This window comes from Actinoplanes sp. NPDC026670 (genome assembly GCF_040638175.1).
Classification (GTDB): domain Bacteria; phylum Actinomycetota; class Actinomycetes; order Mycobacteriales; family Micromonosporaceae; genus Actinoplanes.
Genome location: NZ_JBEZXU010000066.1, coordinates 1 through 22,106, shown reverse-complemented (window position 1 = coordinate 22,106; position 22,106 = coordinate 1). Strand labels below are relative to the sequence as shown.

At 72.0% G+C, this 22,106-nt stretch carries 19 protein-coding genes; 8 read left to right on the top strand and 11 right to left on the bottom strand.

The genetic code is table 11. The annotated features are described in order from the left end of the window. Positions 1-41: 41 nt before the first annotated feature. Positions 42-914, top strand: a complete 873-nt coding sequence (locus AB0E94_RS41760) for a GNAT family N-acetyltransferase (protein WP_360338283.1) — start codon at positions 42-44, stop codon at positions 912-914. Between the two features lie 484 nt (positions 915-1,398). Here the strand turns inward: AB0E94_RS41760 and AB0E94_RS41755 are convergent, their stop codons facing one another. The 5 genes from AB0E94_RS41755 to trpC form a co-directional block, all read right to left on the bottom strand. Next, a complete protein-coding gene (locus tag AB0E94_RS41755; RefSeq protein WP_360338280.1) occupies positions 1,399-2,586 on the bottom strand; it encodes an NAD(P)/FAD-dependent oxidoreductase in 1,188 nt (395 codons plus the stop codon). Positions 2,587-2,591: 5 nt separating this feature from the next. Continuing rightward, positions 2,592-3,695 (bottom strand): prolipoprotein diacylglyceryl transferase, encoded by a 1,104-nt coding sequence (lgt, locus tag AB0E94_RS41750; protein WP_360338277.1) that lies wholly within the window; start codon positions 3,693-3,695, stop codon positions 2,592-2,594. Positions 3,696-3,770: 75 nt separating this feature from the next. Further along, positions 3,771-4,574, bottom strand: coding sequence for a tryptophan synthase subunit alpha (gene trpA, locus AB0E94_RS41745; RefSeq protein WP_360338274.1), 804 nt, complete (start codon positions 4,572-4,574; stop codon positions 3,771-3,773). A gap of 32 nt (positions 4,575-4,606) precedes the next feature. After that, positions 4,607-5,848 carry a tryptophan synthase subunit beta gene (gene trpB, locus AB0E94_RS41740; protein ID WP_360338271.1) on the bottom strand — a complete coding sequence of 414 codons (1,242 nt, stop codon included), beginning with the start codon at positions 5,846-5,848 and terminating at the stop codon, positions 4,607-4,609. Next, a complete protein-coding gene (gene trpC, locus AB0E94_RS41735; RefSeq protein ID WP_360338352.1) occupies positions 5,845-6,636 on the bottom strand; it encodes an indole-3-glycerol phosphate synthase TrpC in 792 nt (263 codons plus the stop codon). Before trpC ends, trpB begins: the two co-directional genes overlap by 4 nt. Before the next feature lie 449 nt (positions 6,637-7,085). Here trpC and AB0E94_RS41730 point away from each other — a divergent pair, with 449 nt between their 5' ends. Beyond that, positions 7,086-7,316, top strand: a complete 231-nt coding sequence (locus AB0E94_RS41730; RefSeq protein ID WP_360338268.1) for a hypothetical protein — start codon at positions 7,086-7,088, stop codon at positions 7,314-7,316. Between the two features lie 8 nt (positions 7,317-7,324). Here the strand turns inward: AB0E94_RS41730 and AB0E94_RS41725 are convergent, their stop codons facing one another. From AB0E94_RS41725 to hisI, 3 genes are read right to left on the bottom strand one after another with little or no spacing between them, the layout of a single operon-like run. After that, positions 7,325-7,885, bottom strand: a complete 561-nt coding sequence (locus AB0E94_RS41725) for a Trp biosynthesis-associated membrane protein (RefSeq protein WP_360338265.1) — start codon at positions 7,883-7,885, stop codon at positions 7,325-7,327. Further along, positions 7,882-9,384, bottom strand: a complete 1,503-nt coding sequence (locus tag AB0E94_RS41720; RefSeq protein WP_360338262.1) for an anthranilate synthase component I — start codon at positions 9,382-9,384, stop codon at positions 7,882-7,884. Before AB0E94_RS41720 ends, AB0E94_RS41725 begins: the two co-directional genes overlap by 4 nt. After that, positions 9,381-9,746: a phosphoribosyl-AMP cyclohydrolase gene (hisI, locus tag AB0E94_RS41715; RefSeq protein WP_360338259.1), complete on the bottom strand. Its 366-nt coding sequence runs from the start codon at positions 9,744-9,746 to the stop codon at positions 9,381-9,383. The genes AB0E94_RS41720 and hisI overlap by 4 nt, the downstream gene beginning before the upstream one ends. Before the next feature lie 227 nt (positions 9,747-9,973). On the opposite strand from hisI, the gene AB0E94_RS41710 reads away from it, so the two are divergent. Further along, a complete protein-coding gene (locus tag AB0E94_RS41710; protein WP_360338256.1) occupies positions 9,974-11,641 on the top strand; it encodes a hypothetical protein in 1,668 nt (555 codons plus the stop codon). Between the two features lie 153 nt (positions 11,642-11,794). Here the strand turns inward: AB0E94_RS41710 and AB0E94_RS41705 are convergent, their stop codons facing one another. Next, positions 11,795-12,532 carry a DUF2470 domain-containing protein gene (locus tag AB0E94_RS41705; protein WP_360338253.1) on the bottom strand — a complete coding sequence of 246 codons (738 nt, stop codon included), beginning with the start codon at positions 12,530-12,532 and terminating at the stop codon, positions 11,795-11,797. Positions 12,533-12,602: 70 nt separating this feature from the next. Here AB0E94_RS41705 and rpsD point away from each other — a divergent pair, with 70 nt between their 5' ends. Then, positions 12,603-13,211 carry a 30S ribosomal protein S4 gene (gene rpsD, locus AB0E94_RS41700; RefSeq protein ID WP_360338250.1) on the top strand — a complete coding sequence of 203 codons (609 nt, stop codon included), beginning with the start codon at positions 12,603-12,605 and terminating at the stop codon, positions 13,209-13,211. Positions 13,212-13,329: 118 nt separating this feature from the next. Here the strand turns inward: rpsD and AB0E94_RS41695 are convergent, their stop codons facing one another. Next, a complete protein-coding gene (locus tag AB0E94_RS41695) occupies positions 13,330-15,090 on the bottom strand; it encodes an ABC transporter ATP-binding protein (protein WP_360338247.1) in 1,761 nt (586 codons plus the stop codon). Continuing rightward, positions 15,087-16,850 (bottom strand): ABC transporter ATP-binding protein, encoded by a 1,764-nt coding sequence (locus AB0E94_RS41690; protein WP_360338244.1) that lies wholly within the window; start codon positions 16,848-16,850, stop codon positions 15,087-15,089. Before AB0E94_RS41690 ends, AB0E94_RS41695 begins: the two co-directional genes overlap by 4 nt. A 116-nt stretch (positions 16,851-16,966) precedes the next feature. Here AB0E94_RS41690 and AB0E94_RS41685 point away from each other — a divergent pair, with 116 nt between their 5' ends. The 4 genes from AB0E94_RS41685 (at position 16,967) to AB0E94_RS41670 (ending at position 21,672) form a co-directional block, all read left to right on the top strand. After that, the gene (locus tag AB0E94_RS41685) at positions 16,967-17,593 is read left to right on the top strand and encodes a TIGR03085 family metal-binding protein (protein WP_360338241.1); all 627 of its coding nucleotides are present in this window, start codon (positions 16,967-16,969) and stop codon (positions 17,591-17,593) included. A gap of 42 nt (positions 17,594-17,635) precedes the next feature. After that, positions 17,636-18,862, top strand: a complete 1,227-nt coding sequence (locus AB0E94_RS41680) for an amino acid permease (RefSeq protein ID WP_360338238.1) — start codon at positions 17,636-17,638, stop codon at positions 18,860-18,862. A gap of 238 nt (positions 18,863-19,100) precedes the next feature. Further along, positions 19,101-20,924, top strand: coding sequence for a long-chain fatty acid--CoA ligase (locus tag AB0E94_RS41675; protein ID WP_360338235.1), 1,824 nt, complete (start codon positions 19,101-19,103; stop codon positions 20,922-20,924). A 304-nt stretch (positions 20,925-21,228) separates the two neighbouring features. After that, positions 21,229-21,672, top strand: coding sequence for a pyridoxamine 5'-phosphate oxidase family protein (locus tag AB0E94_RS41670; RefSeq protein WP_360338232.1), 444 nt, complete (start codon positions 21,229-21,231; stop codon positions 21,670-21,672). Positions 21,673-22,106 lie beyond the last annotated feature (434 nt).

Below are 22,106 nucleotides of genomic sequence, written 5' to 3'. Positions count from 1 at the left end.
CTGAATAGCACAGCCGGTACGGGGACCGGTAGTCTCGCGCGATGGCGCCAGTGGATTCCGGCCTCTTCGACCGGCTCGAGCGGTTCTACGACGCTTTGCCCCGACCATGGACGCGAGTCGAAGAGATCGGGTCTCTCGTTCTCTTCATCCGCGAGGGCGAGGGCTGGCCCTACTATGCCCGGCCGAGGCCCGGTTCGCACACCCCCTCCGCCGCCGACATCATCGAAACCCGGGCCCGCCAGCGCGAACTCGGCCTGCCGGAGACCTTCGAGTGGGTCCACGAGACCACCCCCGATCTGCTCGCGGTCGCCCGTTCGGCGGGCCTCGACGTGCTGCTCGCCCCACTGCTCGTGCTCGATCCGGCCGCCCTCGTCCCGAACCTGCCACTGCGCGACGGGACCATCCGCTACCTGGATCCGGCGTCCGGTGGCTTCGCCGACGATCTGCGCCACTCGCGTACCGTGGCCCGGCTCGGATTCGCCGCGCCGGCCTATCAGGCGCCGCTCGAAGCAGCGGAGAAGACGCTGGTCATCGACGGCGCCGGGCCGGCTGAGCGGGACGCCGGGGCGGCCCTCACCGCGGAGGCGCTGCGGCAGGCGCGGGAGATGTTCGCCGGCGGCGACTACCTCACCGCGGTGGCCGAGTCACCCGCCGAAGGGATCCTCGCCACCGCCACCAGCCAGCGCTCCGGGGACGTCGCCGAGGTCGTCGGGGTGGCCACGCTGCCGTCGGCGCGCCGCCGCGGGTACGCCTCACAGCTCACCGCCACCATCGCCGGACGGCTGCTCAACGAGGGTGTCGACCTGGTGTTCCTGTCGGCGGGCGACGACGACGTCGCCCGGCTCTACACCCGCGTCGGCTTCCGGCGGGTGGGCACGGCCTGCATCGCCGAGCCGGCCGCCGCGCCTCTCTAGCGGCCTCAGCGATTCCTCACACTTCCCACATGATGGTACGCGGTAAGCACCCAAGCTCTTCCCACTGCTTACCGCCGGAGGGCTGCCACGCCCCCGAGCAGCATCACATCCGTGCAAGATGATCTTTTCGAACGGGTGAACAGAACTGTGAGATCTTCCATCCCCGTCCCAAAACCCAGCTTGTTGAGGGCGCCGAGACGACGGTGAGCGCCGGCCACCGGGAGGCGGCTGGGTGCTGCCGCCGACACGACGCGCCCTGGACAACGGGGAGAACCAGCCGCCGCTGCCTCACGGGGTAACGGGTGGCTGGAGCGGCCGGCCAGCCCGGTGGTCGCGGTTCGGCCGGGACCGGGCTCGGGCGTCGCGCGGAACCGGCGGAACGGGAATGGTGCGTTCGTGTGCGGTCACGTGCGTACCAGAAGAATTGTGGTGTTGAATTCACGCATTGCCGGAAGTTGAACGCGAACGCCATTTCGGCGAACGATTATTCGGGCGGCGTCCAGTCGGCCGAAGGGTCGAGGGAACGGGCCAGCATCCGCGGGCGCATGTGGTTGAGCGCGGCGTCGCGGGCGCGGAGCGCAAGCCGGCCGCGGGCCTGGACCACCGCGGACATCCGCCGGTTCTGCCGGACCACGGTGGTGGTGCGCGGGCGGCGCAGCCGGCTGTAGGTCTCGACCGCCGCGGTCAGCGCCGTGCCCGGTTCGACGTCGGCGACCAGCGAGCGCAGCGTCGCCACGTCCTCGAAGGCCAGGCAGGCGCCCTGGCCGAGGTGATGCGGCATGGCGTGCGCGGCGTCACCGACCAGGACGACACCACCCGGGCCGGCCGGGAAGCCGTAGGCGCGCGGCAGCGGGCGCAGCTCCCGGACCCCCTGCGGCACCAGGTCCTCCGGATGGGTGGCCGCCAGCAGCGCGCCGACCGGCTCGTGCCAGCCGGCGAACCACCGGCGCAGCAGGGCGAGCTGGGTCGCGGGCGCCTCGGGCCGGGCCGCGCCGGCCGCCGTGGCCACCCAGTAGACGCCGCCGCGCCCGGCCGCGTGATCGCCGAGCGGCATCGCCACGAACCGGTAACCGGCGCCGAGCGTCTCGCCGCCGACACAGCGGTCGCCGTCCAGCCGGGGCACCCGGAACCCGGGGATGACCGCCTGCCAGGCGGCGAAACCGGAACCGACCGCCACCGACTCGGGGGCGACCGCGGCACGCACCCGGCTGTCGATGCCGTCCGCGCCGACCAGCAGGTCCGCCTCGATCGTGGTCCGGCCGTCGCTGACCATCGGGCGGGTGCGCAGCCCGGTCCGGATCGTGGTCGCCTCGAAGCCGGTGCGCAGATCCACGTCGCCGAGACCGGCGACCAGGGCGTCGTAGACGTCCTCCAGGTGCGCGACCGCCGGGGACGAGCCGGCGCCGGACCGGGCCCGCGGCGCGACCAGCCACTGCCCGTCCGGCCGGCGGACCCCGCCGTCCGGCAGCGGCGACGCGATCGCCGTCCAGCCGCCGTCCGGGTCGAGGGACTGCAGCGCGCGCAGGCCGTTGGGCCACAGCACCACCGCGGTCGGTGGCGCGGCGACCCGTTCGGCCCGTTCCAGCACGGTGACCCGCCAGCCGGAACGGGACAGCGCGCCCGCGGCGGCCAGGCCGGCCATCCCCCCGCCCACCACCACGGCCGTACGCATGGGAATCAGTTCTCGTCTGAAGGTTTGTCGGCCGGTTTGTCGGATTCCCCGACGGTGGCGGCGACCGGCTCGTCGGCAGCGGCAGCAGCAGCGGTGTCGTCGGCAGCGGGCACCGCCCCGGTCTTCTGGTACTCCAGGAACTGCTCCTCGGTCACCACCCGGTAGCCGATCGGCATCTTGCGCTCGGCGCTCTTGCCGGTGGCGGACACGTCGACCTGCGAGACGTCGCTGTCGGCGGCGTCCGGGGCGGGCGCCGCGTCCGGTCCCTCGATCGGGACCACGTAACCGCGCGGGCCCTTCACCACGAAGAAGTAGATCGCCGCGCCCAGGAACACGATGATCGAGGTGTAGACGTTGAGCCGGACCCCGAAGAAGAGGGTCGCGGTGTCCTCACGGAGCATCTCGATCCACAGGCGGCCCGCGGTGTAGGCCATCACGTACAGCGCGAACGCCCGGCCCCGGCCGAACTTGAACTTCCGGTCCAGCAGCCAGACCAGCGCGGCGACACCCAGGTTCCAGATCAGCTCGTAGAGGAAGGCCGGGTGGTAGAGGTCGGGACGGGTCACCGGCTCGCCGTCGATCATCACGGCGTGACCGGGGTTCGACGAGTCCATCTCGTGCACCTCGAGACCCCACGGCAGGGTGGTGACGCTGCCGTACAGCTCGTTGTTGAACCAGTTGCCGAGCCGGCCGATCGCCTGCGCCACCGGCAGCGCCGGGGCCAGCGAGTCGGCGATGACGCTCAGCGGGATGCCGATCTGGCGGGCCGCGATCCACGCGCCGACCGCGCCACCGGCGACCGCGCCCCAGATGCCGAGGCCGCCCTCCCAGATGAAGAACGCCTTGACCGGGTCACCGTCAGCGCCGAAGTAGTCGCCCGGCGAGGTGATCACGTGATAGATCCGGGCGCCGATGATGCCGAACGGCACGGCCCAGACCACGATGTCCAGCGAGACCCACGGCGCCGCCCCACGGTGACGCAACCGCTGCTCCAGCAACAGCGTCGCGGCAACCATGCCGGCGATGATGCAGAGCGCGTAGGCGCGGATCGGGAACCCGAACAGGTCCCACACCGACTCGGTGGGGCTGGGGATGGCGGCGATAATCACGGGTGCACACGCTACCGCCGCGCGGTCGATCTGTGATGCCCAGGGCACCGGCTGAAATCAGCCGGTGCCCTGTTGTTATCTGCGGCGTACTCCGTCAGCCAGCTCGGCGCTCAGGGCCCGCAGGTTGCTCAGCGCGGAGCCGCGGTCATCGGCGTCCAGCACGCAGCGGATCAGCGCGCTGCCGACGATCACCCCGTCGGCGAACGCCGCCACCTCGGCCGCCTGCTGCCCGTTGCCGACACCCAGGCCCACGCCGACCGGCATCTCCGGGTCAGCCGCCCGGATCCGCTGGACCAGCTCGGGGGCCTGCGACGACACGGTCTTACGGGCGCCGGTGACACCCATCAGCGCGGTCGCGTAGACGAAGCCCCGGCAGTTCGCCAGGGTCATCGCGATCCGTTCGTCGGTGGAGCTGGGCGCTACCAGGAACGTCCGGTCGATCCGGTGCGCGTCGGAGGCGGCGATCCACTCGGCCGCCTCGTCCGGGATCAGGTCCGGCGTGATCAGCCCGGTCGCCCCGGCCGCGGCCAGGTCACGGGCGAACGCGTCGACGCCGTACTTCTCGATCGGGTTCCAGTAGGTCATCAGCACGACCGTGGCGCCCGCCGACGAGACCGCGTCGATGATCTTCAGAGTGTCCCGGGTGCGGACCCCGTTGGCGAGCGCGATGTCGCTCGCCTTCTGGATCACCGGGCCGTCCATCACCGGATCGGAGTACGGCAGCTCGACCTCGATCACGTCGCAGCCGGCCTCGTGCATCGCGATCATCTGCTCGATGCTGTGGTCGACCGTCGGGAAGCCGGCCGGCATGCAGCCGACCAGCACCGACCGGTTCTCGGCCTTCGCCTTGGCGAACGTCTCTCCAATACGATTTGACATTCTGTTTTCCGCCGCGGGGCTAGCACTGCTGCTCACGTGTTCTCCCCCGGGACGACCGTCTCGTTCTGGTCGAGGATGCCGAAGTAGGCGCCGGCGGTGTGCACGTCCTTGTCGCCGCGACCGGACAGGTTGATCACGATCGTCGGCGTCCGGCCGAGCTCCTCGCGCAGGCGCGGGGCGATCTTCGCGGCGCCGGCGAGAGCGTGCGAGCTCTCGATCGCCGGGATGATCCCCTCGGTCCGGCAGAGCAGTTGGAACGCGGCCATCGCCTCGGCGTCGGTCACCGGCTCGTAGACCGCCCGGCCGGAGTCGTGCAGCCAGGCGTGCTCCGGGCCGACGCCCGGATAGTCCAGGCCGGCCGAGATCGAGTGCGACTCGATGGTCTGACCGTCGTCGTCCTGGAGCAGGTAGGTGCGGTTGCCGTGCAGCACACCGACCGAGCCGCCGGTGATCGACGCCGCGTGCCGGCCGGTCTCCACACCGTCGCCGCCGGCCTCGAAGCCGTACAGCCGGACGCCCTCGTCGGGCACGAACGCGTGGAAGATGCCGATCGCGTTGGACCCGCCGCCCACGCACGCGGCCACCGCGTCCGGCAGGCGGCCGAGCTGCTCCAGGCACTGGGCCCGGGCCTCGACGCCGATGCCGCCGACGAAGTCGCGCACCAGCTCCGGGAACGGATGCGGGCCGGCCGCGGTCCCCAGCAGGTAGTGGGTGGTCTCGACGGTGGAGACCCAGTCCCGCAGCGCCTCGTTCAAGGCATCCTTGAGGGTACGGGACCCGTTCGTCACCGGGATCACGGTCGCGCCGAGCATCCGCATCCGGGCCACGTTGAGCGCCTGGCGCTGGGTGTCGGTCTCGCCCATGTAGACGACGCACTCCAGGTCGAGCAGGGCGGCCGCGGTCGCGCTGGCCACGCCGTGCTGCCCGGCGCCGGTCTCGGCGATCACCCGGGGCTTGCCCATCCGCTTGGCGAGCAGCGCCTGCCCCAGCACGTTGCGCACCTTGTGGGCGCCGGTGTGGTTCAGGTCCTCCCGCTTCAGCAGGATCTCCGCGCCCAGGGCCGCGGAGAGCCGGGTCGCCCGGTAGAGCAGCGACGGCACGCCCGCGTAGTTCAGCAGCAGGCCCTCGAAGGTCTTCTGGAACTCCGGGTCCTGCTTCGCCGACCGGTACGCGGCGTCCAGCTCGTCGAGGGCCTTGATCAGCGCCTCGGGCACGAACCGTCCGCCGTACCTCCCGAAGTGCCCGGCGAGGTCCGGCAGGGTGGGGGCGCTCACCGCACCGGCCTCGGCGTGGCCGGGTGGTTTCCGGCGTTGACCAGCTCGGCCACCGCGTCACGCGGCGACTTCTGGGTCACCAGGCCCTCGCCGACCAGCACCGCGTCGGCGCCCGCGGACGCGTAGCGGATCAGGTCGTGCGGGCCGCGCACACCGGACTCGGCGATCTTCACGACGCTCTGCGGGAGGCCGGGGGCGATCCGCTCGAAGACCGACCGGTCCACCTCGAGGGTGCGCAGGTCGCGGGCGTTCACCCCGATCACCTTCGCGTTCGCCTCGAGCGCCCGGTCCGCCTCCTCCTCGTTGTGCACCTCGACGAGGGCCGTCATGCCCAGCGACTCGATGCGCTCCAGGAGGCCGACCAGCACGTTCTGCTCCAGGGCAGCGACGATCAGCAGCACCAGGTCGGCGCCGTGGGCGCGCGCCTCGTGCACCTGATAGCTGGAGACCACGAAGTCCTTGCGCAGCACCGGGATCTTCACCGCGGCGCGAACCGCGGCGAGATCGTCCAGCGAGCCGCCGAACCAGCGGCCCTCGGTGAGGACGCTGATGCACCGGGCGCCGCCCAGCGCATACTCCCCCGCCAGCTCGGCCGGGTCGGGAATGTCGGCGATGGCGCCCTTCGACGGGGACGCCCGCTTCACTTCGGCGATCACCGCCACGCCGGGCTTGCGCAACGCGGCGTACGCGTCGATCGCGGGCGGGGCCGCCGCTGCGAGCTCCCGCACCCGCTCGAGAGGCACCTGTGCCTGCCGCGCCGCGACGTCCTCCCGGACGCCGGCGAGGATCTCCTCGAGGACGTTCTGCTTTGCCGCTCCGCGAGCGGTTCCGCCACTGCCCGCTTCCGCCTGATCGGATGTCACGTAATGACTCCCCTCTCCGGGTGTCTTCGGCCCGATGCTAGGAGGTGACGGCGGGTGACGGGGTGCCGGGGGTATGGCGCGCCTCACGGAATGGACTGCGGCATAATGCCTGGCTGCCCGTCGGGGATGTCTCATCGCTCACACCGTGCGAATAGTGCGCAAGCCGCTGTGCAGGGACCCCTCCCCCGTTCGGCCGATACCACTCCCCGTTGACAGGAGTGTCACCGAGCGGAAATACGACTCCACCATCATGTGACTCGGGCAGACTTGTCCCGGCGTTCGGGTTCTTTCTCGCACGCCGCCAGCCGGCCGGACGATGATGCGGAGTCGACCCCATGGCCACTGAGTTACCCCAGCCGATGAACTTTGCCGGTATGTCCCGAGTGCTCGTCTCGGTGGCGGCCGAGGTCGCCAACGGCGTCCAGCGGGCCGTCGTCGGCTCGGACAACGTGCGGACCGCGCGGGAGAACGCGTGGGACGCCATCCAGGCCGACCGGGCCCGGGCCGCCGCCCGGGTGGAGACCGCCCGGGCGGTCGCTGCGATGATCGCCAGCAACCCGGCCGGGCGCCGGCGGATCAAGCCGCTGACCAGCGCAAACCGGTAAACAGCCGGTCAACGGGCGGTCGGGTCCTCACCGCGGTCCAGGGCGTCCCAGAGATCCCGGCCCGAGGCGGCTTCGCTCGAGGCGGGGGCGGCCGGGCGCCGTTCGTACCGCGCGGACATCGCCGACCACAGGTGGCCGTGACGCGCGGCCAGCACACCGGCGACCGCCAGGGTCGCGCCGCCGGCCACGCAGGCGACCGGCCAGACCGGGCTCGCCGAGCCCGGGTCGATGCCGGACCGGGCCAGGATCGCGCCGGCCGCGACGCCCGCGCCGGTCAGGACCAGGAGCGCTCCCAGCACCCGCCGGACCACGCCGCGGGTGGCGAGCAGCGCTCCGGTGCCGGCGAGACCGACCACCGCCAGCCCGATCAGCCACGGCTGGGTCTCCGCCCCGGTCTGCACAGTCCGCAGATCCGACAATCCGGGCCTTTGCTCGATATCGATCGCCCAGACCCTGGTCACCGCGAAAAGCGCGAGCCCGGCCCCGGCCAGACCGGCCGCGACAGCCGCGGGATAGGTCCTCTTCGAGCGGGGCTCCGACGGGCTGGGCGTCGGCTGGCTGGGATTCATCGGGCGGCGCGCAGGGTCTCCGCCGAGGCGATCGCGGCGAGCACCGCGGCGGCCTTGTTGCGGGTCTCCAGTTCCTCGGCGGCCGGGTCGGAGTCAGCGACGATGCCGGCGCCCGCCCCGACATACGCCACCCCGTCCTTGAGCAGCGCCGTCCGGATCGCGATCGCCATGTCCATGTCGCCGGCGAACCCGAAATAGCCGACCGTGCCGCCGTAGAGGCCACGCCGGGTCGGCTCCAGCTGCTCGATGATCTCCATGGCCCGGACCTTGGGCGCGCCGGAGAGCGTGCCGGCCGGGAACGTCGCGGCCAGCGCGTCGAACGCCGAACGGTCGTCCCGGAGCCGGCCGACCACCGTCGACACGATGTGCATGACGTGGCTGTACCGCTCGATCCGGGCGAACTCCGGCACCTCGACACTGCCCGGCTCGCAGACCCGGCCCAGGTCGTTGCGGCCCAGGTCGACCAGCATCACGTGCTCGGACCGCTCTTTCGGGTCGGCGAGCAGCTCGGCGGCGAGCGCGGCGTCCTGCTCCGGGGTGGCGCCCCGCCAGCGGGTGCCGGCGATCGGGTGCAGCAGCGCGGTCCGGTTGGCGCTCACCTTGAGGTGCGCCTCCGGCGAGGAGCCGACGATGTCGAAGTCGTCGAAGCGGAGCAGGTACATGTACGGGCTCGGGTTGGTCGCCCGCAGCACCCGGTAGACGTCGAGCGCGTTGGCGTCGGTGGGCCGCTCGAACCGCTGCGCCACCACGATCTGGAAGCACTCGCCGGCCCGGATCGCCTCCTTGGCCTCCTCGACCGATTTCTGGTACTCCCCCGGAAGAGTGCGGCTGACCGGCTCACCGGCCGGACGGCGATCGACCGTGGAGACCATCGGCGGGGTGGGCCGGGACAGCGCGGTGGTCATCGCGTCGAGCCGGCCGACCGCCTGGTGGTACGCCGCACGGCGGGCCGCGTCGTCGGCGTCGGCGTCCAGCACCGCGTTGGCGACCAGCAGCGCCGAGCCCTCGTGGTGGTCGAGCACCACCAGGTCGGTGGCGAGCAGCATGCCCAGCTCGGGCAGCCGCAGGTCGTCGGCGGCGGTGGACGGCAGTTTCTCGAAGCGCCGGACCAGGTCGTAGCCGATGTAGCCGACCAGGCCGCCGGTGAGCGGGGGCAGGCTCTCGTCGAGGGCGCCGGTCAGCGCGGCCACCGTCTCGCGCAGGGCCGCCACCGGGTCGCCGCCGAGCGGGACCCCGGACGGCGGGGCGCCGAGCCACTCGGCCTGCCCGTCCCGCTCGGTCAGGGTGGCGACGCTGCGCACGCCCACGAACGAGTACCGCGACCAGGCCAGGCCCTGCTCGGCCGACTCGAGCAGGAAGGTGCCCGGTCCGCCGGCCAGTTTCGTGTACACCCCGATCGGGGTCTCGCCGTCGGCCAGCAGCTTGCGGGTGACCGGGACGACCCGCCTCTTCGCCGCGACGAATCCGGCCTCGTCCGGGACGGTGGCTCCGCTGGTCACTGGCCCTCCGTAAGCAGGTCGTCGGTGAAGCAGGTGTGTGTGCCGTTGTGGCAGGCGGCGCCGGTCTGCACCACGGTGACCAGCAGCGCGTCGCCGTCGCAGTCGAGGGAGACGCCGCGCACGTGCTGGTGGTGGCCGGAGGTGGCGCCCTTCACCCAGTACTCCTGACGGCTGCGGGACCAGTAGGTGGCCCGGCCGGTGGTCAGGGTGCGGCGCAGGGCCTCGTCGTCCATCCAGCCGAGCATCAGCACGTCGCCGGTGCCGTGCTCCTGCACGATCGCCGCGACGAGGCCGTCGGGGGTGCGCTTGAGGCGGGCGGCGATGGCCGGGTCCAGGGCGGTCTCTACATCGGGTACGGGCACGGATGCGATTCTCCCCCATCACCCGGCACAGCTGTAACGACCCGCAGGGGGCCCACGATCCGGTAACCGGGGGTGTGCTCGGCGATCCGGAGCGGTACCGTCGCCGGGAAGCGCGGTACTGGCCTTACTGCCCGGCGCCCGCCGCCCGGTGTGCCGCACGGCTGAAAAACTGCGTATCCAAGGCATCCCGGCGGGCGCGGACTCGCAACCGGGAGTGGTGAACCGAGATGGAGCCGACGTCCAGCCCCGACAACGCACGGCCCTCGCCCGGCCTGGCCCGCTTCTGGCAGGTCCGTCCCGAGCCGGAGCCGGTGGCCGACGAGCCGTTGGAGACCCCGGCCGATCTGCTGAACGGCTCGCCGCTCGGCACCTTCCGCAGCCGGCCGATCCCGCCGCTGGCGCCGATCGCCTCGGCCACCCGCCATCCGAGTGGCGCAGCCGACCCGTTCGGGCTGAACCGGGCCGGCCGAAACGTGCCGCGCCACCCCGCCGGCCACCGCCCGGAGACCGGTCCGCCGGAGCCGGAACGGCACGGCGATCCTGATCACTCAGTACCTCCGGAGGACGAGGCGGAGGCCGTGCAGGACGTAAAGTCCGGTGCGCCGGAGAGTGGCTTCGGCCTCGGCCGGCGTGCCGGGCGGTTCCTCTTCGGCGGCCACGAGGGCGGCGACAGCGACCGGGACGGTGACGATCCGGAGCCCGCCGGCGAGACCGCCGAGGGTGAGCCTCAGGTCGGTGACCAGCCGACCGACGAGGAGCCGGCCGCCGCCACACCTGTGGAGGAGCCCGCGGACCAGGCTCCACCGGACGCCGGCCAGGAGGCCGCCGAGGTGGCGGGACCCAGCGACGAGAACGGACGTGAGGACATGAACGGACGGGCAGGCGCGCCCGGTTACGCGCAGACCGGCGAGGCCGGCCCGGACGCCTCGGGCGACCCCGTCGAGGAGTCGCCGGGGCAGGCTCCGGCCGACCCGCCGCGCGCGGCCGCGGGCTGGGCCTCGGTGCCCGGCCTGACTCAGCCGATCCCGGCGGTTCAGGGCATTCCGGTCTCCGACGGCCCGGTGTCCGGCGCTCCGGTTTCCCCGGCGTACGCGCCGAACCCGTACACGGTCGCGGATTTCACCCCGGATCACCCGGCCGGGACGTTGCAGCCGGTGTCCGGCCTGCCGGCCGCGGCGCCGGAGCCGGCCGACCCGGGCGTGCCCGCGCCGGTCTCACCCGCGCCGGACGTCCCGGTGACGGTTTCCGCCTCGGTGCAGATCCCGACGACGCGGACGCCACCGGACCTGACCATCGATCTCGGCGACGCCGGCCTGCCGCCGGCCACCGAGGGTGGGTACGGCTTCGCGCCGACCGGTTACAGCCTGGGCCGCCCGGCCGAGGCGTTCGGTGTGGCGTCGATCACTCCGGCTGCCCCGCCGGCCGGCACGGTCACGCCGCCGTCGGACTTCCTCACCTTCCCGCCCGCGCCGCCGGTCCGCCGGGCCCGCGAGGAGGTCGTCGAGGAGCCGCTTCCGGTGGCCCGCCGGTCGGCCAGCCTGGAGGACGCCGAGCCGGTCCGCCGGCCGGGCCGTCGCGCGCAGGCCGACGAGACGGGCGCCGACCACACCGGTGAGGAGCCGCTGATCGGCCGCACCATCTGGGACGAGGACGCGGCCCGGCACTTCCGGGCGGCGTGGCACGAGGTGAAGGCGGAGTTCGTCGACGACCCGGTCACCGCGCTGACCCGGGCCCACGACCTGCTCACCGACGCGGTCAACGAGCTGACCGAGGTGCTGCTGGCCGAGCGGGACGAGCTGGACCCGCTGCGCGGCACCGACACCCCGGACACCGAGAGCATGCGGATGGCGATGCGCGGCTACCGGGAGTTCCTGGACCGGATCCTGTCGCTGTAAAAATGTGAGCCCTGCCACCCGCGGCACCGGGTGGCAGGGCTCGGAGACGGGATCCCGCGGCATGACGGCGGCAGAAGGTCGCCGCGGGATCCCGCCTCGTTTCTCAGCGGCGCCGCTGTTGCAGCGGCGCCGCTTCAGTCTTCGGCGGCAGTTCTAGGCGGCATCGCTGTTGCAGCAGCGCCGGCAGAGGATCGGGTGCAGCAGGTGCGCCAGGTCGTGCCGGTCGGTGACCGGGCGGGGGAAGGCGAGGCGGGCGCTGCGGCCGCCCATCCGCACCAGGAAGCCGTAGCGGTCCATCCGCACCACCTTGGGCTCGTCACCCGGCCGGGCCTCTTTGCCCAGCTGGCGGCGCACGTAGTCGCTCATCTCGCCCATGTGGTGGTCGGCGAGGTCGGCGATCAGGTCGAACTCGACGGCACGCAGCGGGTCCGGGGTGGCCTCGGCGTAGTCGTCCGGATCGATCTCGACGAGCTTCTCGTTGCGCTCCCAGCGGACCTCGGCGACCTCCATCCGGTAGAGGGCCTGGCTCTCGCCGATGTCGAGCAGGTCGCCGCAGGCGTCGGTGTCGGCGTAGTCGAGCGCGGCGGCCCGGGCGTCGTCGCCGTCGAGTCGCGCAGCCCAGCCGGAGACCCAGATCCGCCCGAGCGACGGCGAGGACGCCATCGGCGGCACATCCCGGATGTCCAGAACGAGCGCGGTGTCGTCGTTGCCGTCCTGTGGGCGAAGCGCGCCGGCGAGAGTACCCTCGCTGGGCACGAGGAGCAGCACTCGTCCCTGAGCGTCGGTCACGTGCCGGACCGGAGTGGGTCCGGGACGGCAGGCGATGTGGGCGACAGCGGGCAGGTGACCGGCCGCGAGAGTGCGCGCGATCTCGGCGGGACTGGGTTGCATGACGAGCACCTCCGGGCACCGGTTAGGCTTACCTAAGTTAGGCAAGGCTAACCGTAACAGGAGATCGCAGTTGAACAACTCCCGACCCAAGGCGAAGCTGTCGCGCGCCCTCGGCATCCCTCTGACGCGTAAGTGCGTCAAGTACTTCGAGCGGCGTCCGTTCCCGCCGGGCGTGCACGGCCGCGGCCGTCGCAAGGCCTCGGACTACCAGGTCCGGCTGCTGGAGAAGCAGCGGCTGCGGCACCAGTACAACATCAGCGAGGTCCAGATGCGGGCGGCCTACGACGCCGCCCACAAGGCTGAGGGCAAGACCGGCGAGACGATGGTCACGCTGCTCGAGCGCCGCCTCGACGCCACCGTGTTCCGGGCCGGTTTCACCCGGACCATCTACCAGGCCCGCCAGCTCGTCGTGCACGGTCACTTCACCGTGGACGGCAAGAAGGTGGACCGCCCCGGCTACAAGCTGAAGCCGGGCCAGGTCATCGAGGTCAAGGAGACGTCCCGGCAGAAGCCGCCGTTCCAGATCGCGGCGACCGGCACGCACATCGACGGCCCGACCGCTCCGTACCTGTCGACCGTCCTCGAGGAGCTGCGCACCACGGTGATCCGTGTCCCGCAGCGCTCCGAGGTCCCGGTCCTCTGTGACGAGCAGCTGGTCGTCGAGTACTACGCCCGATAACACCTCGGGCAGGCTCTTGAATCGCTGAAATGGCGGGCCTCTCGCAGCGGTCGCGGAACCTCGCGGCCGCTGCGGGCGACGCGCTCATCTCACCGGCCCCCGGCCGGTCAGAAGCTGGTCAGCGTGTCTGCTCCAACCAGCTGGCGTAGAGCTTGGCGTAGATCGAACCCGTCTCGGCGACGAGGCGGGCGTGCGGGCCGCGTTGCACGACGCGGCCCGCATCCACCACGATCACCTCGTCCGCGGACTCCGCCGTGGACAGCCGGTGCGCGATGGCCACCGTGGTCCGGCCGCGGGTCACCAGGTCGAGCGCGTACTGGAGACGCACCTCGGTGGCCGGGTCGACCGCGCTGGTCGCCTCGTCCAGCACCAGCAGGTCCGGGTCGGCGACGTACGCCCGTACCAGCGCCACCAGCTGCCGCTCGCCCACGCTGAGCGACTCGCCCCGCTCGCCCACCGCGGTCTCCAGACCGGCCGGCAGGCCGGCGAGCCAGTCGCCGAGCCCCAGCTCGGCGAAGGCCGCCCGCAACTGCTCGTCGGTGAGCGACGGCTCGGCGAAACGGATGTTCTCGGCGATCGTCGCGTCGAAGAGGAAGCCGTCCTGCGGCACCATCACCACCCGGGACCGCAGTGACGAGAACCGCACCGAGGTCAGCGGCACCCCGGACAGCAGCACGGCGCCCCCGGCCGGGTCCATCAGCCGGGTGAGCAGCTTCGCGAACGTGGTCTTGCCGCTGCCGGTCTCCCCGACCACGGCGTACTTGCGGCGCGCGTCCAGGGTCAGATCCACGTCGGACAGCACGAGCGGCCCGCCCGGATAGCGGAACGACACATCGTCGAAGCGCACCGACAGCGGCCCGGCCGGCAGCTCCACGCCCTGGTCGTCGGGGTCGGCCACGTCCGGGTCGACGTCCAGCACGTCCAGGATCCGCCGCCAGCCGGCCACCGCGTTCTGCGCCTCGTTGAGCTGCTCGGTGGCGATCTGCACGGGCTGGATGAAGAGCGTCACCAGGAACAGGAACGCGGTCAGCCGGCCCACCGTGAGCTCGCCGTCCACCCCGAGCAGGACACCGGCCACCACCACCCCGGACAGGGCCAGGCCGGCGCTGATCTCACCGCTGGAGAAGCTGGTCACGCTGGTGCGCATGGCCCGCTGCTGGGCGGTGCGCAGCTCGTCGACCGCGGTGTCCAGGCGGCGGGCGGTCCGGCCGGACACCCCGAACGCGCGGATCACTGTGGCGCCGACCACCGACTCGGCCACTGTGCCGAGCATCACACCGGTGCGTTCGCGGACGGTACGGTAGGCGACCCCCAGCCGCTTCTGGAAGAGCCGGATCACCCCGATGGCCGGCGCGAAGGAGAGCAACACGACCACGCTGAGCTGCCAGGAGTAGGCGAACATCACCACCGTGGACACCACCAGCTGCCCGCCGGCGAGCAGCAACTGCACGCCGCCGGTCTGGAGGAACTGGGAGATCTGGTCCACGTCGCCGGTCACCCGGGACACCATCGACCCGCGCCGCTCGGACTGCTGGTGCAGCATCGACAGGTCGTGGATGTGCCGGAAGGTGCGCGACCGCAGGCCGCCGAGCGCGGTCTCGCTGACCGTGAACAGGCGCCTGGTCATCAGGTACCCGCACAGTGTCGAGATCGCCAGCGCGGCCAGGGTCAGCGCCACCACCGTGACGACGACACCCGGATCCGGGCCGGACGGGCCGTTGATGCCGTGGTCGATGCCCTGCTGGACGGCGATCGGCACGGCCACCCGGCCGGACATCTGGAGGATCGCCAGGCCGACCGTGCCGGCCAGCCCGATCCGCAGCTCCGGCGACAGCGACAGCCCGCGCCGGACGGTGGCGAAGGTGCCCAGGTCGCTCATTGATCCGCCTTCTCGTACGCCGTGACCAGCTCGCGGTAACCCGGCTGGGACTCCATCAGCTCGGTGTGTGAACCGGTCGCCACCACCCGGCCCTGATGCAGGTAGACGACCTGGTCGGCGAGCGCGATGCTGGCCCGCCGGTACGCCACCACCAGCAGGGACGTGCCCGACTCGCGCAGCGCGCCGAGGATCGCGGCCTCCACCCGGGGGTCGACCGCGCTGGTCGCGTCGTCCAGCACCAGCAGCCGCGGGCGCCCGGCCAGGGCACGGGCCAGGGTGAGCCGCTGCCGCTGCCCGCCGGAGAGCGACGTGCCCCGCTCGCCGACCTCGGTGTCCAGCCCGTCCGGCAGCGCGGTGACGAAGCCGTCGGCCTGAGCCAGGCGCAGCGCCGCCCGTACCGCATCGTCGTCGATCTCCGGCCGGTCCAGCGCGACGTTGCCGCGGATGGTGTCGTCGAAGACGAACGGGATCTGCGGGACCAGACCGGTCGCGGCGGCCAGCGCGGGCGCCGACAGGTCGGGAAGTTTCACCCCGTCGAGGGACACCGCGCCGGAGGCCGGGTCGACCAGGCGCATGGCCAGCGCGGCGATCGTAGACTTGCCCGAGCCGGTCGCGCCGACCAGCGCCACCGTGGTCCCGGCCGGGACGGTGAAGGTCACGTCGGTGAGCACCGGCGGGCCGCCGGCGTAGCGGTAGTCGACCCGGTCGAAGCGCAGCTCGGCCGGCCCGGCGCCGGGCAGATCGCCCGCGCCGTAGGTCAGGTCGCCCTCGGCCGCCAGCACCGCCTGCACCCGCTCCCAGCCGGCGACGCTGCGCGGCAGCTCGCCGACCACCCAGCCGATCGCCCGCACCGGGAACGCCAGCACGGTGAACAGGAACGCGACGCTGATCACCTCGGTGACGGTGATCGCGCCGGCCTGGAGCCGCCAGGTGCCGATCAGCAGCACGGCCAGGGTGCCGACGCTGGGCAGGCTCTCCATCAGCGGGTCGAACACCCCGCGCAGCCGGCCCACCGCGACGAGCGCGTCACGCAGCTCGGTGACGAACACCCCGAACCGGCGGGACTCGTCGGCCTCCCGGCCCATCGTCTTGACCACCAGCGCGCCGTCGAAGCTCTCGTGGGCGACCGCGGCGACCTTGGCCCGCATCCGCTGGGCGTGGATCTGGCGCGGGGCCATCCGCCGCGAGTAGAAGAAGTTCAGCGCGAACAGCGCCGGGAACAACGCGACCCCGACCAGGGCCAGCACCCAGTCGGTGAGGAACAACGCGCCCAGCGCCCCGGCGATCATCACGATCGTGCCGACCGCGAACGGCAGCGGCGCGATCGGCGCGAACGCGGCCTCCACATCCGAGCTCGCGTTGGAGAGCAGCGCGCCGGTGGCGTGCCGCTGGTGCCACTCGGGCGGCAGCGACAGGTAGCGGCGGGTCACCGCGCGCCGGTACCGCGCCTGGAGGCGGAACTGCATGAAACCGGCGCCAATCCGGCGGGCCCAGATGCTCGCCACCCGCAGCCCGCTGATCCCCAGCAGGACCGCGACGGCCAGCGCGAGGCTGCCCGAGCCGACCCGGCGGTCGGCGAAGGCGGGCACCACGATCCGGCCGATGACGGCGCCGACGATGTACGAGTTCGCAATGATCAGAAAGCCGAAGAAGCTGCTGCCCACAGCGCTGATCGTGAAGAGCCGTGGCTCTGTCCGGATCGCCTGGCCGAGCACCCGCAGTCCCCGTACCAGCACATCGTTGCCGGTCCCGCTGGTCACATTCCTACCTGACTGGTAAGCATTAGTCGGCACATCCGACCTTACCGGTCCATCCTTGCCCACTGCGCACCCGTTTACATTGTGGCCACGATTACACCTGGGCCTACGATCGATCCATGACCAACTACGCCCGCATCGAGCGGGAGCGGCTCGCCGACCTGCTGACCAGCACGGGACCGGATGCTCCGACGCTCTGCGAGGGGTGGACGACACGCGATCTGGCGGCGCACATCGTGGTCCGGGACCGGCGGCCCGACTCGGCGGCCGGGTTGCTGATCAAGCCGCTGGCGGGCTATGGGGAGGGCATCCGGCTGGCCCGGGCGGCGCTGCCGTACCAGGAGCTGATCGCCCAGCTGCGCACCCCGCCGGTGTGGAGCCCGATCAGCAATCCGGTGGTCGACCCGCTGGCCAACACCATGGAGATGTTCATCCACCACGAGGACGTGCGCCGCGGCAGCGCCGGCTGGGAGCCGCGGGCCCTCGACAGGGAGTTCGAGACCACCCTGCACCGCAACCTCAAGCTGATCGTCCGGGGCATCCTGCGCCGGCTCGGGATCAGCGCCGAGATCGCGGCGAACGGCCTCGACCCGATCCGGGCCGGTGACCAGCCGCCGGTACGGGTCACCGGCGATGTGGGCGAGATCGCAGTCTTCTTCTTCGGGCGGCAGCGCGCCTCCCGGGCGCTGGTCGACGGCGACCCGGCGCTCGCCGAGCGGCTCCGGACGGCCCGGCTGGGCGTGTAATCGGGTGGAGGCGGCGGGCGGCCCCGCCTAGGTTCGCCAGTCATGACCGCCGCTCGCACCGATCTGTCCGTCACCCAGGGCGCCGCGCTCTCCGTCGGCGCCGTCCTGGGCACCGGGCTGATCTCCCTGCCCGCCCTGGCCGCCGAGGCCGCGGGGCCGGCGTCCCTCGTCGCGTGGCTCGCCCTGATCCTCCTGTCGGCGCCGCTGGCCTGGACGTTCGCCGCCCTCGGCGCGCGCTGTCCGGACGCCGGCGGGGTGGCCACCTATGCCGGCATGGCGTTCGGCCCGCGGGTCGCGGCGGCGGTCGGCTGGACGTTCTACTTCGCGGTCCCGCTCGGCGCCCCGGTCGCGGTGGCGTTCACCGGCGGGTACGTGTCCGACGTGCTCGGCGGCGGGCGGCTCACCGAACTCGCCACGTTCCTGGTGATCGTCGGTACGGCGTACGTCATGAACTGGTTCGGTCTTCGCATCTCCGGCCGGGTCCAGGTGGTGCTCTCGATCTCGCTGGCGACCATGCTGGTGGTGACCGTGCTGGCCGCGCTGCCGCACCTGGACCGGGCGAACCTGACCCCGTTCGCGCCGCACGGCTGGTCCGGGATCGGCGCCGCGGCGGCCCTGCTGGTCTGGGGTTTCGCCGGCTGGGAGGCGCTGTCGTCGCTGTCCGGCGAGTACCGGAACCCGCGCCGCGACGTGCCCCGGGCCACCCTGATCGCGGTCGCCGTCGTCGGTGTCCTCTACCTGGCGGTGGCGGCGGTGAGCGTGCTCGCGCTGGGCCCGGCGCTGGCCGGCAGCCGGGCGCCGCTCGCCGACCTGCTGGCGATCGGGCTGGGTGGCCCGGTGCGGGCGCTGACCGCGGTGATCGCGGTGGTGCTGACGCTCGGCGCGGTCAACGCCTACTTCGCCGGGGCGAGCCGGCTCGGGGTGGCTCTCGCGAACGAGGGCGCGCTCCCGGCCCGGGTGTTCGGCGCCCAGCGGCGCTCGCTGACGTTCATCTTCCTGGCCGGCATCGCCTGTGTGCTGCTGCCGCTGGACCTGCACACCGCCGCCCTGCTGACCACCGGGTGCTTCACCCTGGTCTACGTGATCGGCACGGCGGCGGCGCTGCGGCTGCTGACCGGACTGCGGGCCCGGCTGGTCGCCGGCACCGCCTTCGTGGCCGTGGTCGCCCTGCTGTGGCTCAACGGGCTGCCGGCCCTGCTGAGCCTGGTCATCGCCGGGGGTTCGCTGGCCTACCAGATGATCCGGCAGCCGGTGCCGTCCGGTCGATGAAGGTGCCGATCCCCCATCCGCCGAACGCCGCCCGCGCCCGGACAGCCGGTTCGTCGTCACCGACCGTGTCGGCGCCAGTGCCGCCGACCATCGGAAAAGCCATGCCGGACAACGCAGTTCCGGGCTGACTAGGATAGGGGTTGATCCGACTCTAGCCGTGGTGCCGCCCGCGCATTACTCTGCGGTAACACTGACGTTACGTACACACCCCCCGTGAATGGTTGAAGGCGGCGCTCGAATGGCTCTCGAGGTTCCCTACCGGTCCATCCCGGACATGCTCTTCCAGCGCGTGGCCAAGACTCCCGACGCAAAAGCCCTGGCCGGGCCCAACGCCGACGACAGCGGACCGGCCTGGCTGACCTGGCGGCAGGTCGGCGAGCGCACCCGGGCGATCGGCGCCGGGCTCCGTGAGCTGGGCATCGGCCTGGAGGACCGGGTCGCGATCCTGTCCAACACCCGGCTCGAGTGGATCCTGGTCGACCTTGGCATCAACGTGGCCGGCGCGGCCGCCACGACGGTCTACCCGACGACCGAGCCGGAGGACACGTCGTTCATCGTGTCCGACTCCGGGTCGAAGGTTCTGATCGCGGAGAACGCGAAGCAGGCCCTGAAGATCTCCGGCGCCACCACCGCGGTGACGAAGGTGGTGCTGATCGACGGCCCCGCCGACGCCGCCGCCACACCGCCGCAGATCACCCTGGCCGAGCTGGAGCAGCTCGGCAACGAGGCGCTCACCCGCGAGCCGGGCCTGATCGACGACGTGGTGGCCCAGCTCGGCCCGGACAACGTCGCCACCCTGATCTACACCTCCGGCACCACCGGCCGTCCCAAGGGCGTCGAGCTGCTGCACAAGGGCTGGACGTGGGAGGGCGTCGCGCAGGAGGACCTCGGCCTGTTCTCGCCGACCGACCTGCACTACCTGTGGCTGCCGATGTCGCACGCGTTCGGCAAGACGCTGCTCTGCGGCATCCTGCACGTGGGCGTGCCGACCTACGTCGACGGCCGGGTGGACAAGCTGATCGACCTGCTCGCGGTGATCAAGCCGACCCTGATGTGCGCCCCGCCGCGCATCTACGAGAAGGTCTACAACAAGACCGTCACCAGCGGCCTCTCCGGCACCGGCCTGAAGCCGAAGATCTTCACCTGGGCGGTCGCCACCGGCAAGAAGCGGGTCGCCCTCCAGCAGGCCGGCAAGCCGGTCCCGGCCGGCCTCGCCGTCCAGTACTCGATCGCCGAGAAACTGGTCTTCTCCAAGCTCCAGGCCAAGCTCGGCGGCAACATCAAGGTGCTGGTCAGCGGCTCGGCGGCCCTCAGCCGGGACATCTCCGAATTCTTCGCCGCGGCGAACCTGCCGATCCTCGAGGGCTACGGCATGACCGAGGCCTGCGCCGCCAACTTCGTCAACCGCAACGGCAAGCTGCGGATCGGCACGGTCGGCCAGCCGCTCGGCGACCTCGAGGTCCGCATCGACACCGACGGCGAGGTGCTGATGCGCGGCGCCCCGGTGATGCGCGGCTACCACAACCTGCCGGAGGCCACCGCCGAGGCGTTCACCGAGGACGGCTTCCTGCGCACCGGCGACATCGGCGAACTCGACGCCGACGGCTACCTGAAGATCACCGACCGCAAGAAGGACCTGGTCAAGACGTCGGGCGGCAAGTTCATCGCGCCGTCGGCGATCGAGGGCTCGTTCAAGGCGGTCTGCCCGTACACCTCGCAGGCGGTGGTCATCGGCCAGAACCGCAACTTCGTCACCATGCTGATCGCCCTCGACGAGGACGCCATCACCACCTGGGCGGCGTCCGGTCCGCTGGCCGGCAAGAGCTACGCCGAGATCGTCGCCGCGCCCGAGACCCACGCGCTGGTCGAGGGCTACATCGGCGAGCTCAACGCCAAGCTGAACCGCTGGGAGACGATCAAGAAGTTCGCGATCCTCCCGCGCGACCTCAGCATCGAGGCCGGCGAGGTCACCCCGTCCATGAAGATCAAGCGCCGCAGCGTCGAGACGAACTTCTCCGAGCAGATCGACACCATGTACGCGGGCAGCCTCGCCCAGATCTGACCCCGATCGGCATCAGGCCGGCGGACCGCTCATGGTCCGCCGGCTTTTCCTTGGGTACGCCGTGGGCCCTCCACCGCCGAACCACACCTCCCCACCTACACCGCGACGCCGGCCTCTCCTCCCGGCCGAAAGGCGCCTCACGGGCGTAGCGCCCCCTCCCCGGCCGGCTCTCACCGCCGCCTCAGACCGCCCAACACAACAGCCACGACCAGCCGCCTCAACCCCTGCTGGCTGTCACCGCTGTCTCAGGACCGCCAGGACAGCGGTGACAGCCAGCCGGGCCGGGGCGCTCTAGGCTGCGCGCATGACGGATTCAGCCCGCTCGCGGGAACAGCGCAAGGCGGACACCCTGGCCCGGCTGGCCGCGCCGGTGCTGGACGCCTGGGTCGCCACCGACGGCCCGCACCTGGTCCCGCTGACCCTGGCATGGTTCGAGGAACGGTTGATCGTGGCCACCGACGGCACCAGCCCCACCGCGAAGTCCCTGATCGAAACCGGCCGCGCCCGGATCGGCATCGGCCCCACCCGCGACGTCATCATGATCGACGCAGCCCTGGACCGCTGGCTCCCGGTGGCCGGCTCCCCGGAGATCGGCGAGGCATACACCCTCCAGAACGACTGGGACCCTCGAACCGCTGGCCCCTCCTACGTCTTCCTGCTCCTGCGACCGCAACGCATTCAGGCATGGCGCGAGGTGAACGAGATCCCCGCCCGAACCCTGATGCGAGACGGCACCTGGCTGATCTAGAAAGCGTTCACCCTCGGAGCTTGCCGTCACGATCAAGGTCGAGACCGCCAGCCGTCGCCCAGCACTGGAATGCAGGCCGCTTTACCGTGCTGAGCGACGGCCGGCGGTCTGCGGCTCGTTCGGCGGGGTCGGCTGGTGCGGGTGGCGTGCGTCGGCAACGTCGGCCAGCGCACACGTTGGCCGTTTGCGTGCGCTGGTCATCGCCCCAGCAGGGACAGGAGCACACGCACGGCCGATCGTGAACGCTCATCCACGCCAGGACGACTACCCAAGCACACGCAACGCCAACGTATGCGCCCGTCTCCGCTACAGCGACGCCCGCCAAGCCGCGCTCGACGTGCCGAGCGGCGGGCGGCGGGCGGCGGGCGGCGGGCGGTGCGGGTGGTGGTGCGGGTGGTGGTGCGGGCAGCGGTGCGGGCGGTGGGGGTGGTGGT

Bases quoted from the DNA above. Each gene is read 5' to 3' on its own strand.
- AB0E94_RS41760 (WP_360338283.1), top strand. From the start codon at position 42: ATGGCGCCAGTGGATTCCGGCCTCTTCGACCGGCTCGAGCGGTTCTAC.
- AB0E94_RS41755 (WP_360338280.1), bottom strand. From the start codon at position 2,586: ATGCGTACGGCCGTGGTGGTGGGCGGGGGGATGGCCGGCCTGGCCGCC.
- trpA (WP_360338274.1), bottom strand. From the start codon at position 4,574: ATGTCAAATCGTATTGGAGAGACGTTCGCCAAGGCGAAGGCCGAGAAC.
- AB0E94_RS41730 (WP_360338268.1), top strand. From the start codon at position 7,086: ATGTCCCGAGTGCTCGTCTCGGTGGCGGCCGAGGTCGCCAACGGCGTC.
- AB0E94_RS41725 (WP_360338265.1), bottom strand. From the start codon at position 7,885: ATGAATCCCAGCCAGCCGACGCCCAGCCCGTCGGAGCCCCGCTCGAAG.
- AB0E94_RS41710 (WP_360338256.1), top strand. From the start codon at position 9,974: ATGGAGCCGACGTCCAGCCCCGACAACGCACGGCCCTCGCCCGGCCTG.
- AB0E94_RS41705 (WP_360338253.1), bottom strand. From the start codon at position 12,532: ATGCAACCCAGTCCCGCCGAGATCGCGCGCACTCTCGCGGCCGGTCAC.
- AB0E94_RS41695 (WP_360338247.1), bottom strand. From the start codon at position 15,090: ATGAGCGACCTGGGCACCTTCGCCACCGTCCGGCGCGGGCTGTCGCTG.
- AB0E94_RS41685 (WP_360338241.1), top strand. From the start codon at position 16,967: ATGACCAACTACGCCCGCATCGAGCGGGAGCGGCTCGCCGACCTGCTG.
- AB0E94_RS41680 (WP_360338238.1), top strand. From the start codon at position 17,636: ATGACCGCCGCTCGCACCGATCTGTCCGTCACCCAGGGCGCCGCGCTC.
- AB0E94_RS41675 (WP_360338235.1), top strand. From the start codon at position 19,101: ATGGCTCTCGAGGTTCCCTACCGGTCCATCCCGGACATGCTCTTCCAG.
- AB0E94_RS41670 (WP_360338232.1), top strand. From the start codon at position 21,229: ATGACGGATTCAGCCCGCTCGCGGGAACAGCGCAAGGCGGACACCCTG.